The following is a 17,285-nucleotide window of genomic DNA, read 5'->3' on the forward strand; positions in this document are numbered from 1 at the left end:
GAATTGGTGCTGCAAGCATATCGTAGACCAGAGATATCTGGTTATCTTGCAGCGATGTCATTGAATTAACGTTGTAAATTACTGCTAAACATGGCTGAAAAACGCAATATTTTTCTTGTCGGCCCTATGGGTGCTGGCAAAAGTACAATTGGTAGACACTTGGCTCAACAACTTCACATGGAGTTTGTCGATTCGGATACCGTAATTGAAGAACGCACTGGTGCAGATATCGCTTGGGTATTTGATGTCGAGGGCGAAGACGGCTTCCGTGTACGTGAAGAGGGGGTGATAAACGATCTGACGGAGGAGCAAGGAATTGTTCTTGCGACGGGTGGTGGTTCTATCAATAGTAAAGAAAACCGCAATCGTCTTTCCGCGCGCGGGATCGTTGTTTATCTAGAAACAACGATCGAAAAGCAACTTGCACGCACAAATCGTGACAAAAAACGTCCTTTATTACGGACGGATAGTCCACGTGATGTGCTTGAGTCGCTGGCTGGTGAACGTAACCCTCTTTATGAGGAAATTGCGGACTACACAGTGCGAACTGACGATCAAAGTGCAAAAGTGGTAGCCAACCAGATTGTAAAAATGCTAGAAGAACGTTAATACGTTAAATATTAGCAACTGGAGAATACCCATGGAAAGGATTACGGTCAGTTTAGGTGAGCGTAGCTATCCAATATCAATTGGTGCCGGATTGTTTAATGATCCGGCCCACCTTTCATTTTTGTCGGCAAAACAAAAAGTGGTTGTGATTACCAATGTCACGGTCGCGCCCTTGTACGCTGATAAAGTGCTAACCCTTCTTGGTCACTTTGGTTGTGATGTCTCTGTACTTGAGCTGCCAGATGGTGAGCAATATAAATCACTGGAAACTTTCGATATCGTGATGAGTTACCTTCTTGAAGGTAACTTTTCTCGTGATGTCGTCATTATCGCCCTCGGCGGCGGTGTTATTGGTGACTTAGTAGGCTTTTCTGCAGCATGCTATCAACGTGGGGTTGATTTTATACAGCTCCCGACAACATTGTTGTCTCAAGTCGACTCGTCTGTTGGAGGGAAAACTGCGGTCAACCATAAGTTGGGCAAAAACATGATAGGGGCTTTCTATCAGCCTAAATCGGTAATTATTGATACAGATTGCCTTACCACGTTACCGCGCAGGGAATTTGCTGCTGGTATCGCTGAAGTTATCAAGTATGGGATTATTTACGACAAGGCATTTTTTGCTTGGTTGGAAGAAAACCTCGACAAACTTTACATGCAAGATGAGCAAGCTTTGACCTATGCTATTGCACGTTGTTGCCAAATCAAAGCAGAAGTGGTGGCGAAAGATGAAAAAGAGTCTGGTATTAGGGCTTTACTAAATCTAGGCCACACATTCGGCCACGCAATTGAGGCACAGCTAGGCTACGGAAAGTGGTTGCATGGTGAGGCAGTATCTTCTGGCACTCTGATGGCAGCTAAAACCGCTCAACTTCAAGGGCTTATTACAGAGCAGCAAGTAGAGCGAATTCTCTCTATACTAAAGAAAGCGCAATTGCCTGTGCATACACCAGATACAATGACCTTTGACGATTTCATGAAACATATGATGCGTGATAAGAAAGTACTCTCTGGTGAACTGCGTTTAGTGTTACCTACTGGAATTGGTAGCGCCGAAGTTGTTAAAGGTGTGCCTGAATCGATTATTCGACAAGCAATCGATTTTTGTCGCAATATCTAAGTTGTTTGCTTTAGACAGTAGGCTGTTATTAGGATGGTTTGAATGAGCTTAACGCATGAATCCCGTGTGTTGGAGTTAGATACTCAAGTAGAGTTGCTTGAGCGTATGCAATTGCTGACTAATTTTGGCTCGAACTTAGTTACGGTTGGTGGTGCTTCAGGAGCTGGTAAGTCTTGGCTAGCCCAACGCTATTTGGAAGCTTGGGCCACCGACAAAAACCAATCCTTGCTGATGTGCCACCCCAATCAGGATGATCAACAGCGCCGTACTATGATCCTGACACAGCTTTTTTCTGAACCAATGTTTGACCCTACTGACCCTTTGACTGAAAGCTTTTCTCGCCAAATCAGTGAGGAAGGTTGTGATGTGGTTATTGTTATTGATGATGCTCAACAGTTGAAGGAATCGTTTGTTTCAGAGCTGTGGATGTTGATTCTCGAAGCACAGGACAACCCTGCTTGGACAATCAATGTGGTTTTATTTGCTCAGTCTAATTCGCTTGATGTTTTACTGACACGCTTGAGCTATGGACAGGATCATAAGCCAATAGATTTAGAAATAGATCCATTGAGCCAAGATGAAGCTGATCGATTTTTTGAACATCTAGTGATTCGCTTTGTCGAAGATGAGAAAGAAAAGCGCGTGCGTAATGCATATCGTTCCGTTGCCCTACAGCCGGGTGACATTATGGCTTTAGGGGACCATAAAGTGGAAAAAAGGATCATTATTCGTTCAATAATTGGCTCGCCAGTCAATATTGCTTTACTCGTGATTACTCTACTTCTCCTGATTGGAGGAGGTTACTGGTGGATGATGGCTCAGCCTTCACCAGAGGATAAGTCACAACAAATGGCAGATATGCCAGATGAGGTAGTAATACCTGAATTATCTGAGGGTAACCAATCGGATATATCACTACAAAAGCCTGACTCTGACACAGATAAAATGGCAATGTCGATGGAAGATGATTCAGAAGCTTTGCCACCCAAGGTGACTGAACAAACCTCTAGTGTAGGTAATTCTCAAGATGGTCAGCAGCGTGTTGTTATTACTTCTGAAGTTGTTGATGCGTTAATAGAAGGTAAACCTGAAAAGGCCGACACATCGGTGGCTGAGAAAGTGGTGACTAATCCCAATATTCGTATTTTGCCTGCAAAGACAGAGAAGGCTTCAGTGGCTGAAGCTGTTGTACCTGAGCCCGAGAAGCAGACCAAATCTGTGATATCGTTTTCATTTACCAAAAGTGAATTAAAGAGTTTTTCTTCACGGAGTTACACACTGCAATTGGCTGCTGTTCAATCTTTAGAAGAAGTGCAGACTTTTCTGGATAAACACAAGCTAGCAGGTAGTGTCTATATCTACCCAACCGTGCGCAGTAAAGCTGAATGGTTTATCATCACTTATCAAAATTACCCAACAATTCAGGTTGCCAGAGATGCTGTAGAGTCTTTACCAGCAGATTTACAGCAATTAGAACCTTGGGCTAAGTCACTCAGTCAAGTTCATCGAGAAATTGAACGAGTGAAATAACGCTGAGTCGAGATAAAAAATATGTTACATTCCGCAGCCTTAATTTTGGTTGATTGATTTAGAGCATTAGATGAAAAAGCAGCGTGCCTTTCTGAAATGGGCTGGTGGAAAATATGGACTTGTAGAAGATATCCAACGGTACTTACCAGAAGGGCGAAAGCTAGTTGAGCCTTTTGTTGGAGCTGGCTCTGTTTTTCTTAACACGGACTATGAACATTATCTTCTTGCAGATATCAACCCAGATCTAATTAACCTATACAACTTACTAAAAGAAAACCCTCAAAAGTATATATCTGAATCTAAACGTTGGTTTATTGCTCAAAATAATCGTAAAGAGGTTTATCTGTCGGTTCGGGCAGAGTTCAACGGTACTGATGATGTTATGTACCGTTCATTAGCTTTCCTATATATGAATCGCTTTGGTTTTAATGGTTTGTGTCGTTATAACAAAAAAGGGGGATTTAATGTCCCTTTTGGTTCGTATAAAAAACCATATTTCCCAGAAGCCGAATTAGAGTTTTTTGCAGATAAGGCTAACAAGGCCACTTTCGTATGTGAAGGCTACACGGACACATTTAGGCGTACACGAAAAGGGAGTGTGGTCTATTGCGATCCGCCTTATGCGCCTTTATCAACCACGGCTAACTTTACTTCTTATTCAGGTAACGGATTTACGTTAGATGATCAGGCCGCACTTGCTGATGTGGCAGAAAAAGCAGCTAAAGAACGTCATATCCCAGTTTTGATTTCTAACCATGACACCACTTTGACACGTCGTTTGTATCACGGTGCAGAGCTAAATGTTGTTAAAGTGAAGCGCACCATTAGTCGCAATGGAGCAGGAAGAAATAAAGTTGATGAGCTATTAGCTTTGTTTAGACCACGAGATCAGGGTTAGCGATATTTCTCTTATCTAAGCTATCTTATGCGCTTTCGCTTCGGTAGAATGTGGTTAAATTGGTCTTTTGGGTTTGCCTACATTTATTAGAGGTCCGGTATGAAAGATTTCCTTATCGCTCCATCCATTTTATCTGCTGACATGGCTCGTCTAGGTGAGGACGTTGACAATGTTCTTGCAGCTGGCGCAGATGTGGTTCACTTTGATGTGATGGACAACCATTATGTACCCAATTTAACTTTTGGTGCTCCAATCTGCCAAGCGCTGCGTGATTACGGTATCACTGCGCCAATTGATGTGCATTTGATGGTTAAACCAGTTGATCGCATTATCCCCGATTTTGCTAAAGCTGGTGCCTCTATGATCACTTTCCATGTTGAAGCCTCTGAGCATGTTGACCGCACCTTACAACTTATCAAAGAGCATGGATGTAAAGCAGGGGTAGTGCTAAACCCAGCCACACCACTTTCTCACCTTGAATATATTATGGATAAACTTGATATGATTTTACTTATGTCAGTTAATCCTGGCTTTGGTGGCCAATCATTTATCCCTAAAACTCTAGATAAACTAAGAGCTGTGCGTAAGATGATTGATGATTCGGGGCGCAATATCCGTCTTGAGATCGATGGTGGCGTTAAAGTCGATAATATTAAAGAGATTGCCCAAGCTGGCGCGGATATGTTTGTCGCAGGCTCAGCTATTTTTAATCAGCCAGACTATAAAGCAGTCATTGAACAAATGCGTGCAGAGTTATCAGAGGTAAAGTAATTCAATGAGCAAAATTAAATTAATCGCTTTTGATTTAGATGGCACTCTACTTGATAGTGTGCCCGATCTAGCCGTAGCTGCAGACAAAACCGTCCGAGCTCTAGGCTACCCATCTGTCTCTGAAGAACAGGTACGTGATTATGTTGGTAATGGTGCTGATGTGCTTATTACCCGGGCATTAAGTGGTAGCATTACTGTCAGTCCTGACTTGGACCTTGATCTGCAAGTTAAAGCTCGTGAATTGTTTGATAACTATTATGAACAGGGTGAACATCAGCTTAGCCATCTATATTCTCAAGTAAAGGAAACGCTTGCTCAACTACATCAAGCTGGCTTCACGATGGCATTAGTTACCAACAAGCCGTCTAAATTTGTTCCTGACGTGCTGGAAAAACATCATATCGATAGCTTTTTTAGTGATGTTATTGGTGGCGATACTTTTGCTGATAAAAAGCCTGATCCGACAGCTCTTAACTGGTTACTTAATAAGTATCACTTACAACCTCAAGAAATGTTGATGGTTGGAGATTCGAAGAATGATATTTTGGCTGCGAAAAATGCTGGCTGTTTATCATTTGGGTTGACCTATGGTTACAACCATGGTGAGCCAATCTCGGCATCTGCTCCTGACTTTGTCTCTGATAACATTGCTGATTTAGTCGATGCTGTTGTAGTTTGTCCGCAGTTGTAACAAAAGATCTTCCAAAATACTCGTTAATGAGTACACTGAGTAAGCCGCGTTGCACATTAAGCTATGCGGTTTTTTTCATTTTTTAGATTAAGAAGTCAAGGATAATCCCCATGAGCAAACCCATTGTATTGAGTGGTGTTCAACCTTCAGGTGAACTAAGTATCGGTAACTACTTGGGTGCTCTACGCCAATGGCAACAGATGCAGGACGATTATGATTGCCAATATTGTGTGGTAGATCTGCATGCCATTACGGTTCGTCAGGATCCTAAAGCTCTTCATGAAGCGACTCTAGATGCCTTGGCTATTTGTTTAGCTGTTGGTGTTGATCCGCAAAAGAGTACGCTGTTTGTTCAGTCTCATGTTCCAGAACATGCGCAGTTAGGTTGGCTTCTTAACTGCTATACCCAAATGGGTGAGCTGAGTCGAATGACTCAGTTTAAAGATAAGTCAGCTCGATATGCCAATGATGTTAATGCTGGCTTATTTGGTTATCCCGTTCTGATGGCTGCAGATATTTTACTGTATGGTGCAAATCAGGTTCCTGTGGGTAACGATCAGAAGCAGCACCTAGAGTTGTCACGTGATATCGCTACTCGTTTTAATAATATTTATGCGCCAGATACGCCGATTTTTACTGTACCTGAGCCCTATATTCCCAAAGTGAATGCGCGTGTTATGAGTTTGCAAGATGCCACCAAGAAAATGTCTAAATCAGACGATAACCGTAAGAATGTCATCACTCTATTGGAAGAGCCGAAATCGATTCTCAAAAAGATAAATAAGGCTCAAACCGACACTGAAACACCGCCACGCATTGTTCATGACTGGGACAATAAGGCAGGTATATCTAACTTGATGGGGCTTTACTCAGCGGCAACGGGAATGAGCTTTGAAGACATCGCAGCACAATACAAAGGCGTCGAAATGTATGGTCCATTCAAGAAAGATGTCGGTGAAGCGATTGTGGCTATGCTTGAACCTATTCAGGCTGAATACAGACGTATTCGTGAAGACCGCGCTTATATGGACAGTGTGATGAAGCAAGGAGCTGAAAAGGCTTCAGCTCGTGCGGCGCAAACTTTGAGTAAGGTTTATCAAGCGGTAGGTTTTGTCTCTCGCCCATAGTATTAAAACCTTAAAAGCATTCAAAAAACGGACTCATGCGAGTCCGTTTTTATCTTCTGATTAAGTAATGCTTACTGGGCACCGGCAAAATCCATTTGACGCCAAGCTTCAAATGCGATGATGGCCACTGCATTAGACAAATTTAAGCTGCGAGCATCTGGCATCATTGGAATGCGTATACGTTGATCCATTGGCATATTTTCAATCAGTTCGGCGGGTAACCCACGTGTTTCTGGGCCAAATAGTAGCACGTCGCCTTTTTGAAATTGAGCATCAACATGATGACCTGTTGTTTTCGTTGTACAGGCAAAAATACGGAACTCGCTACGTTGCTTTTCTAGGTATTTGATAAATTCTTGGTAGTTTTGATGGCGAGTAACCCTAGCTAGATCATGGTAGTCCAATCCCGCCCTGCGAACTTTCTTTTCTTCCAAATCAAAACCAAGTGGTTCAATTAAGTGAAGGTTGGCACCACAGTTGGCACATAAGCGGATAATGTTACCAGTATTCGGGGCAATTTCTGGTTCGTACAAAGCGATATCAAACATTGTGTTGGTCTTGTGCTATTTGGAATTAGGCTGGAAATTATAAGGCGGCTTGTGGTAGCCGCCAAGTCTGACAAGTTGAGTTTTTGTGTTTAACCGTGAAGCTTATTCACTCGGCTTGATGGCTTTGTCATAATTTTCGCTGATCACATCCCAATTAACCACATTCCACCAAGCTTCGATATAGTCTGGCCGACGGTTTTGGTAGCTGATGTAATAAGCATGCTCCCAAACATCGAGAGCCAAGATGGGTTCACCTTGCACAGTAACAACGTCCATTAAAGGATTGTCTTGATTGCTAGTGGAGGTAATCTTAAGCTGGCCATGTTTGACAATTAGCCAAGCAAAGCCTGAACCAAAAGTATTAATCGCGGCTTCAGCGAACTGCTGCTGAAATGTTTCAAAGCTACCAAACGTCGAGATAATGTCTTCACTAAGCTTACCTGTTGGTGCTCCGCCTCCATTTGGTGTCATGCAGTTCCAGTACAGAATGTGATTGTAAACCCCCCCACCATTATTACGTATTGCAGGGGAGTGTTGTGACATGTTGGCGAATATATCACGCAGAGAAGTAGATTCTAATTTAGTGCTTTGGATAGCTGCCATGAACTTATCAAAGTAAGCTCGGTGATGTTTGCTGTAATGCACTTCCATGGTCTTAGCGTCGATGTATGGCTCAAGAGAATCATAGGTATAAGGCAACTGTGGAAAAGTATGGGTCATAGTCAGTCCTCCTTCATTTAGAGGATATAGATTAAATGATAATGAGATCCATTATCAACTGTAAGTTTGTAAGGTTATTCTACCCACTCAGAGGGAGAGTGATTTCCATACTTAAGCCTCCAAGCTTACTGCGTTGAGCTCTTATTGCTCCACTGTGCTGACGAATGGCATTTTCTGTAATCGCTAGGCCAAGGCCAGTACCTCCACTGTGACGATCGCGAGCGGTAGATACACGATAGAAAGGGCGAAATATGGCGTCTAACTCCTGTTCTGGAACGCCTTCACCATTGTCATCTACAGTGATGGTGAGTCGGTCATATTCGACTATTAGAGAAACTTGAATGAGGTCTTTACCGTAGTAGATAGCATTTCGTACAATGTTCTCTAGTGCGCTCATAAGAAGTTTGGGATTGCCAGAAATAATTCGTTCTGGGATATCTGTATAGGTAAGGGACTTTTGCATCTGCTGAGCTTCAAACTGAGCATCTGATAGAATAGCTTCCCACAAGCTACTAAGAGGTTGCTGTTCTCTTGAAACATGGCTATCTAGTTGCATGCGTGATAGATCTAATAGTTCGCTAATCATCTGCTCTAGTCGCTGAGCTTCTGTGTTAATACGATTAAGTTCAGCACTATCTCCTTGTTTTCGTGATACCAGAGCGGTTGCCATTCTTAACCGTGTGAGAGGAGAGCGTAGTTCATGTGAAATATCAGACAACAGCCTCTGCTGGCCTGAAATCATTTGGTTTACTGCTTCAACCATTTGATTGAAACTCTTACCTGCCTGTCTAAATTCCGAGGTTCCTCTTTCTAACTCGGGATCGACAAAAAATTCGCCTTTTGCGACCCGTTTAGCAGCGCGCTCAAGTTTGCGAGCTGGTTGGCTCAGCGCCCATGCTAACCACAGTAGAAGAGGTGTGCTAACTAACATGACGGCGAATAATAATTGAAATGGTTTATCGAATAGGCGCAGCAGAAAAGGCGGAGGTTGATTCCACTTTACACCTATGTAGAGTAAGAGTTCATTTTGCGCTAGCGTGATTGGCAAAGGCCCTGCAACCATGTAATGCCCATAAAGTCGCTGTTTAGGTTTTTCTGGATCTTCTATGCTAGTAATAAAGTTTTGTACGGCTTTGAGTTTAAAGTCTTTGCGGTCTTGGGTTGTTAAAATATTACCCTCAAGATCTGTAAGCACAAAACGCGGGCGAGGATCTCTTGGTGATCGACGTGGGCCCTCTAGCTGAAAAATAATCCGCCTAAGATCTTTTTCAGGAGCAAAACGCTTTTCAATTTTTTGTTTGGCTTCGAGCAGTTTCGTATAATGGGTTGCAGGTATATCTCTTGATCTTCTGGGATCTAAATGAGGTAAAGACAGCACCGCAACTAAGACTAAAAACATAGTGAACCAGAAGATAGCGAAAATACGCCCGTAAAGGCTAGTGATCTTAGGCAGGCGCATTAGGTTTCCTCAACTAATAAGTAACCACGCCCGCGTAAGGTTTTAATGCGTGGTTTTCTATCTTGCCTCTCAGGGAGTTTTTTACGTAAATTGGATACATGCATGTCGATAGCGCGATCAAACGCTGCGAGACGTTTACCAAGTACATCTAAGCTGAGTGTTTCTTTAGTTAGCGTTTCACCGGGATGTTGGACGAAGTGGCTAAGTAGAGCGAATTCGGTTGTGGTTAATTCAAGATATTCTTCTTGGCAGTATGCTTCCTGTTTACCTGGGAAAACTTTGATATCTTGATATTCAATACATTCAATACTTTTCGGATTGGATTTTGATTGAGTTCGACGCAAAACCGCGCGTATACGAGCCAGTAGTTCTCGATCGCTAAAAGGTTTGGGCAGATAGTCATCTGCCCCAAGTTCAAGACCAATGACTCTGTCTATTTCTTCACCTTTGGCAGTCAGCATCAATACCGGGGTTTCCCATTGCTCACGCAGACGCTTTAGTGTTTCGACGCCATTGAGCTTGGGCATCATGACATCCAAAAGTACCAAATCAATATTTTTGTTTATCGCCTCGAGTCCGGCTTCACCATCATTAGCTTCAGATACGCTATAACCTTCTAGTGTTAACACTTCGTTCAGTAAACCAGTGAGTTCTGTATCATCATCAACCAACAGAATATGTGCCATGAAATGTAACCTCGATTTTTTCCTTTCACTTAATAGTACTGATTAATTAGTCTGAGCTTTAGTTTAATCTTGCCTCTTTACGATTTTTTACTCTCTCTAGACGTCACTTTACATTATCAATCCTATGCTAGAGTCAGAGCTGCCAAGCAGCAACGTTTACTTCTTTGATAGGAAAGGTTTGAATATGAAAACAGCGAAAAAGTTAGTATTAGCTATGATTGTACTTCCATTGACCCTTGCCTCTGCAGGTGTATTTGCCAATAATGGCAAGGAACATGGCAAGCAAGGACATAAAGAATTCATTCTTGATCGTGGTTTAATGCGTGAGCTTGATTTAACACAAGAGCAGCAGGCACAACTGAAAGATTTGCGTGAAGCGATGAAAAAAGACTTAAAAGCGCAATACCAAGAGAACTTTGCAGTGCATCAAGAGGAGATGCAGGCCCATAAAGAAAAAATGCAGGCCTTGGTACTGGCCGATTCATTTGATAAGGCAGCAGCGAATGAACTCGCTAAAGCCATGCTTGAAAATCAGGCAGAACACAAAGTTAAATTGTTAGAAAAACAGCATCAATTGTTGAGTATTTTGACTCCAGAACAAAAAACTAAATATATTGAAATGCAGAAAGAACGTGATTCACAACGGGCTCAAAAAAGGCACGAACGTTTAACGAAAAGTTAATTTGAAGCTATGTTTTTGGCGGCCTTTGGCCGTCTTTTTAGTTTCATTTTTATTCACCTCGTGAGGAGGTTATACTTAAATTAAAGCAATGTTTTGAAAGCCTTTAATTTATGAAACACGAATATGCTCGTTTAGTCACTCTTGCTGCTTGGACGGCAACAATCGTTGCGACCATCCTCCTCATTGTCAAGTTGGCGGCATGGTGGGTCACGGGATCGGTAAGCTTATTAGCTTCTTTGATTGACTCCATGCTTGATATAGCCGCTTCTTTAGTTAACTTGGTGGTAGTGAGATATTCACTTCAACCTGCTGATAGAGAACATACTTTTGGACATGGGAAGGCAGAGTCTTTGGCAGCTCTTGCTCAATCAATGTTTATTTCTGGCTCAGCAGTATTTCTTATTCTAAATGGTGTTGAACGCTTTTTTAGGCCTCATGAACTTCAGTCTCCGGAATATGGGATCTATGTGAGCCTATTTGCTATCTTAGTCACGTTCGCTCTAGTCGTATTTCAGAAACATGTGGTGAAAAAAACCGGTAGCCAGGCCATTGCTGCAGACTCTCTTCATTACCAATCTGACTTGTATATGAATGCTGCTATTATGTTGGCCTTAACCTTAAATTGGTTTGGTGTTACTCAAGCTGATGCTGTGTTTGCTATTGGTATTGGGCTGTATATTTTATATAGCGCAGTGCAAATGGTGCGTGAAGCGACTCAAACTTTGTTAGACCGTAAGCTACCTGATGATGAACTAGAAGAAATAAAAACACATTGTCTTTCTGTTGAGGGAGTTTTGGGGGTACATCAACTACGAACTCGCATGTCTGGTCCAACTCGTTTTATTCAGCTTCATCTAGAGCTTGAAGATCAAATGCCACTTATCGAGGCTCACAGAATTTCAGATATGGTTGAACATAAGCTTTTAGAACGCTTTCCACATGCTGATGTCTTGATTCATCAAGACCCATACTCAGTGGTACTTGGCCCTGAAAAAGATCAAAAAGTTCGTGGTTGGTGATAGATTGAGTGGAAGTAATTTGAACTAAAATTCGACCCGAAAATTTGCAGCTATTCTGATATGTATCAAATCTTTGTTTGGGCTGAACTGTAATACTCTTACATAAGTAGAAAAGTTACATATTTTGACGCAAATAAAAGTAGTATTCCTTGGGCTTCAAGGTAACATATTGCGCAGATTAAAGGATCTTGTCGGTAACAAGAATGAAAATTGCTGACGTAAAAGTTGAAATAAGATTCCCAAAAAATTGAGGGTGAGCATGATTAAAAAGATCGGTGTTTTGACAAGCGGCGGTGATGCCCCGGGCATGAATGCAGCAGTTCGTGGTGTGGTGCGCACGGCGCTATCGGAAGGTTTAGAGGTCTATGGTGTTCAAGACGGTTACCTTGGCCTGTATGAAAATAGGATCAAGAAACTTAATCGTTCAAGCGTTTCTGATGTGATCAATAAAGGCGGAACCTTTCTTGGTTCAGCGCGTTTCCCAGAGTTTAAAGATGTTGCGGTAAGACAGAAAGCGATTGAGAACCTGCAAAAACATGGAATTGAAGCTTTAGTTGTTGTCGGCGGTGATGGTTCCTATATGGGGGCTAAGAAGCTGACAGAAATGGGGTATCCGTGCGTTGGCTTGCCAGGTACGATCGATAATGATATTGCAGGCACTGATTATACCATCGGCTATCTAACGGCACTTAATACTGTTATCGATGCTATTGACCGTTTGCGCGATACTTCGTCATCACATCAGCGTATTTCTATTGTTGAAATTATGGGTCGCCATTGCGGTGACCTGACTCTTATGTCGGCGATTGCTGGTGGTTGCGAATATATTATTACTCCAGAAACTGGTTTAGATAAAAAAAAGCTTATCAGTAATATTCAAGATGGTATCAAGAAAGGCAAAAAGCATGCGATCATTGCTTTGACTGAGTTAATGATGGACGCTAATGAATTAGCCAAAGAGATTGAACAGGCTACGGGACGGGAGACTCGAGCAACGGTACTTGGGCACATTCAACGTGGCGGGCGCCCAACTGCATTCGATCGTGTTTTGGCATCTCGTATGGGTAACTATGCGGTACACCTTTTAATGGAAGGTCAAGGTGGTCGTTGTGTAGGTATTCAAAAAGAGCAGCTTGTTCATCATGACATCATTGATGCGATTGAAAATATGAAGCGCCCAGTTCGTGAAGATCTTTATCAGGTTGCTGAAGAGCTGTTTTAAGTTTATTGATTTTAATCAAAGGCCAGTGGAATCCACAGGCCTTTTTTGTATCTAGCTTAGTTGACGACCATAGTTGAGAGAATGTACGCAACTGTAGTTGCCGTGCTAACACCGATAAAACCAGGTAGCCAAAAGCTGTGATTTAGAACGTATTTACCAATCCGAGTAGTACCTGAGCGGTCAAAAGTGATCGCTGCCAAATCACTGGGGTAAAAGGGAAAGAAAAAGTAGGCGTAACAGGCTGGTAGCACCCCAATGAGTACTGGCGTAGGTATGCCCATCGAGAAGCCTAAAGGTAGCATTATAGTTAGTACAGCGGCCTGACTTTTTAGAAATATCGAAACCACAAACATGGCTATAGCAAAGGTCCAAGGGTGAGCTGCGACTATTTCACTTACCAAACTGATTAAATAAGGTTTATGGAAGCTGATGATAGTGTCACTCATCCAAGCGATACCAAAAATGATGACAACAGCAGTCATACCAGCAATAAAGACATTGCAGTGGACAATTTTCTTAGGATCGACTTTGGTTGTCAGCAAAATAATGGCTCCGATGGAGAGCATTAGAAACTGGATAGCAACCGACATTTTCACACCTTCAGGTAATAGTGAAAGGTCATGGCCAAACATAGCGACGAAGACAACCACCACAATCCCACCCAAGAAGATACTCAGGCCTTTTTTAGCTTGATTTCCGATATTACCTTGGCTGGTATTTTGATCTGCATCGATAAGTTGCGCTTTAAACTCAGGATCAGAGCAGCGCTGGGCGAATTCACTGTCTTGGTCAAGATCTTTGCCTCGTTTGAGGCTCCAAGTGCAGCCAACTAAAACGCCAATTAGGGTTGCAGGTATCGTTACTATAAGGACATGACCTAGACTGAGCGTTAGGTGATTGTCTGCCGCTGTTGCCATCACAACAGCGGCGGCAGCTGCAATGGGACTTGCTGTGATGCCCATCTGTGATGCGACAGATGCCATTGCCATAGGACGTTCGGGGCGAATCCCTTTTTTGTAAGCCACATCATAGATAACAGGAAGTAGAGGGTAAACAGAATGCCCTGTTCCTACGAGGACGGTTAACGAGTAAGTACATAAGGGGCCTAAAAAGACAATTTGGTTCGGGTGTTTACGTAGTAAACGTTCGGCAAATCGAACTAAAAGCTGTAACCCCCCCGTAGCTTCGAGTGTGGCTGATGCGGCGACGACCGCAAGTATGATTAACATCACACTAATTGGTGGGGAACCAGGAGTGACACCGAATATAAACGCGAGTATTGAAACGCCAAGCCCGCCTAAGAGACCAAAGGCAATACCTCCATGGCGAATGCCAATAAAGATAATCGTTATAAGCAAGATCATGTGTACATAAAACATAATCATCCCTTACTGTTAGTTGAGATTTACTTCAATGCTAATCAAAAGTCTTAAACCAAAAAAGTGAATTAATACCTTTATCGGAACTAGACAGAGCTAATCAGCCCTTTCTTTGTTTGTAATCAAAATAGCGGTTAAATTTTCACCTTTAAATTGTTTATTCAAGTTGGAGGTCTAGAGGAACTTTACTCGCTCGACCACCAATTTCTCTGGTTAATTTAGGTACCAAGTAACCCGATGTTTGTTCAATCACGCCAGACATAATTGCCCTTGCCCTATCATCAGAGATATAAAAGTGGGCTGCTCCTTGCACTTTATCGAGGACATGCATGTAATAGGGAAGCACCCCCGCATCAAACAGAGCTTCACTTAATGACACTTGTGTATCAACATTGTCATTGACCCCTTGGAGTATTACACCCTGATTGAGCAGAGTGACGCCAATATCTCGTAAACCATTTAACGCTTTTTTTAAATCCTGATTGATTTCATTTGGATGATTAATATGAGTGACCAAAATAACTTGCAGACGAGTACTGGAAAGCAGCTCTCTTAGCGTAAGAGTGATTCGGTCTGGAATAACGATAGGTAAGCGTGTGTGAATTCGTAATCGTTTGATATGTGGAATATCACTAATACCTTCAATAAGCCACTGTAATTCAGCGTCTTTGGCCATAAGTGGGTCGCCACCTGACAGAATCACCTCATTTAATTCTGGATGTTGGGTAATATACGTTAGGCTTTGTGACCAGACAGATTTACTGCCTTTGTTTTCATCATATGGAAAGTGGCGCCGAAAACAATATCGACAGTTAATAGCGCAGCCTCCCTTAACGATCATTAGTGCACGATTGCGATACTTGTGTAAAAGCCCAGGGATAGAATTATCTTGCTCTTCAAGAGGATCATTTGAGTACCCTGTGTGTACTTCAAATTCCTCTTCTAAAGGTAATACTTGACGTAATAAAGGATCAAATGGGTTTCCTTTTTCCATTCTATTAATAAAACTCTGTGGCACACGCTGAGAGAATAGCTTTCTGGCTGCAAATCCGCGTTGCCATGGAGAGGGGTCAATCTCAAGAATTTGTAGAAGTTTTTCAGGATCCGAGATCCCATTCGCTAGCTGTTTGACCCAGTTTTGCTCAACAGAATCAACTTTTCGGGTTATGATATGCTGCATTAAATTTAACTCGAAGAATGGTAAGAGGAAAAAATGGCTACGGTTAGCACAAATGAATTCAAAGGCGGTCTCAAAATTATGCTTGATAATGAGCCTTGTGTCATTCTCGAAAATGAGTATGTCAAACCAGGCAAAGGCCAAGCATTTAACCGCGTTAAGATCCGTAAGCTGCTTTCAGGTAAAGTACTAGAGAAGACATTCAAATCTGGTGACACTGTTGAAGTTGCGGATGTCATGGATATTGACCTAGATTACTTGTACAACGATGGTGAATTCTACCACTTCATGAACAATGAAACATTCGAGCAATTAGCAGCAGATAAAAAAGCTCTGGGTGATAATGCGAAGTGGTTAGTTGAAAATGATACTTGTATGCTAACGCTTTGGAACAGTAACCCTATAGTTGTTACGCCACCTAACTTTGTTGAGCTGGAAGTGACTGAAACCGATCCTGGATTAAAAGGTGATACACAAGGTACAGGTGGTAAGCCTGCAACTTTGTCGACCGGTGCCGTGGTTCGTGTACCCCTATTTATTTCAATTGGTGAAGTGATTAAGGTGGATACTCGTTCAGGTGAATACGTAGGTCGCGTTAAATAACACCATTTGGTTTATCCATTTAACAGCAAAGGCTACTTTATAGTAGCTTTTGTTGTATTTGCTCTGTTTTTTTGATGTATCGCAATTGTTGTTATTCACAATGACGATACACTGTTGAGCATGAAAAAATCGTTACGTATATGGCTAGATGCCGTTCGTCCTAAAACACTACCACTCGCTTTCGTCTCAATATTAACAGGAAGTGTGCTTGCTTATTCCTCTCATCAAGCTTCTTTAGTGATAGCACTGCTCGCTTTTTTTACTGCGACATTATTACAAACGTTATCGAATCTGGCTAATGATTATGGTGATATGGTTAAAGGTACTGATAATCACAAGCGCCTTGGCCCTGTGCGTGCTCTTCAATCTGGAGCGATGACACGGGCTGGTATGAAGCAGGCGATAATGATTAATATCTTGCTGACTATATTCGCTGGATTAGCTTTAATTTTCTATGCTCTTGATAGTTTAAATAATATTTTGGCATTTGTTGGGTTGGGAATATTGGCAATTATTGCTGCCGTAGCATACACCGTTGGTAACAAACCTTATGGATATGTAGGTCTGGGGGATATTTCTGTATTTCTCTTTTTTGGTTTGCTTGGTGTAATAGGTACCTTTTTTCTTCATACAGGTATGGTTATGCCTCTCCTTGTACTGCCAGCTGTAGGCTGTGGGTTACTGGCTGTCGCTGTTCTTAATATCAATAATATGCGTGATATCGAAAATGATGAAGAGTGTGGTAAGCGAACTGTTGCTGTCAGGTTAGGTTCTCATAACGCTAAGCATTATCACGTATTATTACTAGTAGGGTCTCTACTAGCATTTATTAGTTATTTAATACTTCAGCCAGTGCCTTTATGGCTTAGTTTCCCCTTCTTGTTGAGTCCTTTTATGATATATAAGCATGGTAAGTCAGTGTGGTATACACAGCGGCCTATACAAATTGCTCCTATGATGCCTGTTATCGTTAAATGTTCGCTAGTGACTAATTTATTGTTTGCAGGAGTGGTTATAGCTCAAACTCTGGTCAGTTAATTGAGA

At 42.1% G+C, this 17,285-nt stretch carries 18 protein-coding genes; 12 read left to right on the plus strand and 6 right to left on the minus strand.

The annotated features are described in order from the left end of the window. Positions 1-90 precede the first annotated feature (90 nt). The 7 genes from aroK to trpS all read left to right on the plus strand — a co-directional run bounded on the left by aroK (position 91) and on the right by trpS (position 6,746). Positions 91-609 (plus strand): shikimate kinase AroK, encoded by a 519-nt coding sequence (gene aroK / locus OCV27_RS01265; protein WP_125319353.1) that lies wholly within the window; start codon positions 91-93, stop codon positions 607-609. Positions 610-640: 31 nt separating this feature from the next. After that, the gene (gene aroB, locus OCV27_RS01270; protein ID WP_125319354.1) at positions 641-1,729 is read left to right on the plus strand and encodes a 3-dehydroquinate synthase; all 1,089 of its coding nucleotides are present in this window, start codon (positions 641-643) and stop codon (positions 1,727-1,729) included. Between the two features lie 42 nt (positions 1,730-1,771). Further along, positions 1,772-3,259 (plus strand): SPOR domain-containing protein, encoded by a 1,488-nt coding sequence (locus OCV27_RS01275; protein ID WP_125319355.1) that lies wholly within the window; start codon positions 1,772-1,774, stop codon positions 3,257-3,259. Positions 3,260-3,329: 70 nt separating this feature from the next. Next, positions 3,330-4,157, plus strand: a complete 828-nt coding sequence (locus OCV27_RS01280; RefSeq protein WP_125319356.1) for a Dam family site-specific DNA-(adenine-N6)-methyltransferase — start codon at positions 3,330-3,332, stop codon at positions 4,155-4,157. 99 nt (positions 4,158-4,256) lie between these two features. Then, complete coding sequence (gene rpe / locus OCV27_RS01285; protein ID WP_125319357.1) at positions 4,257-4,928, plus strand: ribulose-phosphate 3-epimerase; 672 nt, start codon at positions 4,257-4,259, stop codon at positions 4,926-4,928. A gap of 4 nt (positions 4,929-4,932) precedes the next feature. Then, the gene (locus OCV27_RS01290) at positions 4,933-5,619 is read left to right on the plus strand and encodes a phosphoglycolate phosphatase (protein WP_125319358.1); all 687 of its coding nucleotides are present in this window, start codon (positions 4,933-4,935) and stop codon (positions 5,617-5,619) included. Between the two features lie 110 nt (positions 5,620-5,729). Continuing rightward, complete coding sequence (gene trpS, locus OCV27_RS01295; protein WP_125319359.1) at positions 5,730-6,746, plus strand: tryptophan--tRNA ligase; 1,017 nt, start codon at positions 5,730-5,732, stop codon at positions 6,744-6,746. A gap of 71 nt (positions 6,747-6,817) precedes the next feature. On the opposite strand, the gene trmL is transcribed toward trpS, so the two are convergent. The 4 genes from trmL to OCV27_RS01315 all read right to left on the minus strand — a co-directional run bounded on the left by trmL (position 6,818) and on the right by OCV27_RS01315 (position 10,159). Further along, positions 6,818-7,294, minus strand: a complete 477-nt coding sequence (gene trmL, locus OCV27_RS01300; RefSeq protein WP_125319360.1) for a tRNA (uridine(34)/cytosine(34)/5-carboxymethylaminomethyluridine(34)-2'-O)-methyltransferase TrmL — start codon at positions 7,292-7,294, stop codon at positions 6,818-6,820. Positions 7,295-7,396: 102 nt separating this feature from the next. Further along, positions 7,397-8,014 carry a superoxide dismutase gene (locus OCV27_RS01305; RefSeq protein ID WP_125319361.1) on the minus strand — a complete coding sequence of 206 codons (618 nt, stop codon included), beginning with the start codon at positions 8,012-8,014 and terminating at the stop codon, positions 7,397-7,399. A gap of 79 nt (positions 8,015-8,093) precedes the next feature. Next, a complete protein-coding gene (gene cpxA, locus OCV27_RS01310) occupies positions 8,094-9,473 on the minus strand; it encodes an envelope stress sensor histidine kinase CpxA (RefSeq protein ID WP_125319362.1) in 1,380 nt (459 codons plus the stop codon). Further along, positions 9,473-10,159 carry a response regulator gene (locus tag OCV27_RS01315; protein ID WP_125319363.1) on the minus strand — a complete coding sequence of 229 codons (687 nt, stop codon included), beginning with the start codon at positions 10,157-10,159 and terminating at the stop codon, positions 9,473-9,475. The genes cpxA and OCV27_RS01315 overlap by 1 nt, the downstream gene beginning before the upstream one ends. 184 nt (positions 10,160-10,343) lie before the next feature. Here OCV27_RS01315 and OCV27_RS01320 point away from each other — a divergent pair, with 184 nt between their 5' ends. From OCV27_RS01320 to pfkA, 3 genes are all read left to right on the plus strand, one after another. Further along, on the plus strand, positions 10,344-10,841 hold the full coding sequence (locus OCV27_RS01320; RefSeq protein ID WP_125319364.1) for a CpxP family protein: 498 nt from the start codon (positions 10,344-10,346) through the stop codon (positions 10,839-10,841). A gap of 110 nt (positions 10,842-10,951) precedes the next feature. After that, on the plus strand, positions 10,952-11,860 hold the full coding sequence (fieF, locus tag OCV27_RS01325) for a CDF family cation-efflux transporter FieF (RefSeq protein ID WP_125319365.1): 909 nt from the start codon (positions 10,952-10,954) through the stop codon (positions 11,858-11,860). Positions 11,861-12,119: 259 nt separating this feature from the next. Continuing rightward, a complete protein-coding gene (pfkA, locus tag OCV27_RS01330) occupies positions 12,120-13,082 on the plus strand; it encodes a 6-phosphofructokinase (protein WP_125319366.1) in 963 nt (320 codons plus the stop codon). 56 nt (positions 13,083-13,138) lie between these two features. Here pfkA and OCV27_RS01335 read toward each other — a convergent pair whose 3' ends face one another. Together OCV27_RS01335 and epmB are read right to left on the minus strand one after the other, a co-directional pair. After that, the gene (locus OCV27_RS01335; protein ID WP_125319367.1) at positions 13,139-14,461 is read right to left on the minus strand and encodes an anaerobic C4-dicarboxylate transporter; all 1,323 of its coding nucleotides are present in this window, start codon (positions 14,459-14,461) and stop codon (positions 13,139-13,141) included. Between the two features lie 157 nt (positions 14,462-14,618). Next, positions 14,619-15,641, minus strand: coding sequence for an EF-P beta-lysylation protein EpmB (gene epmB, locus OCV27_RS01340; protein WP_125319368.1), 1,023 nt, complete (start codon positions 15,639-15,641; stop codon positions 14,619-14,621). Between the two features lie 33 nt (positions 15,642-15,674). Between epmB and efp the strand changes: the two genes are divergently transcribed. Then, positions 15,675-16,241 carry an elongation factor P gene (gene efp, locus OCV27_RS01345; RefSeq protein WP_125319369.1) on the plus strand — a complete coding sequence of 189 codons (567 nt, stop codon included), beginning with the start codon at positions 15,675-15,677 and terminating at the stop codon, positions 16,239-16,241. A 120-nt stretch (positions 16,242-16,361) separates the two neighbouring features. After that, positions 16,362-17,279 (plus strand): 1,4-dihydroxy-2-naphthoate polyprenyltransferase, encoded by a 918-nt coding sequence (locus tag OCV27_RS01350; RefSeq protein ID WP_125319370.1) that lies wholly within the window; start codon positions 16,362-16,364, stop codon positions 17,277-17,279. Positions 17,280-17,285 lie beyond the last annotated feature (6 nt).

It is taken from the genome of Vibrio pectenicida (genome assembly GCA_024347015.1).
Classification (GTDB): Bacteria; Pseudomonadota; Gammaproteobacteria; order Enterobacterales; family Vibrionaceae; genus Vibrio; species Vibrio pectenicida.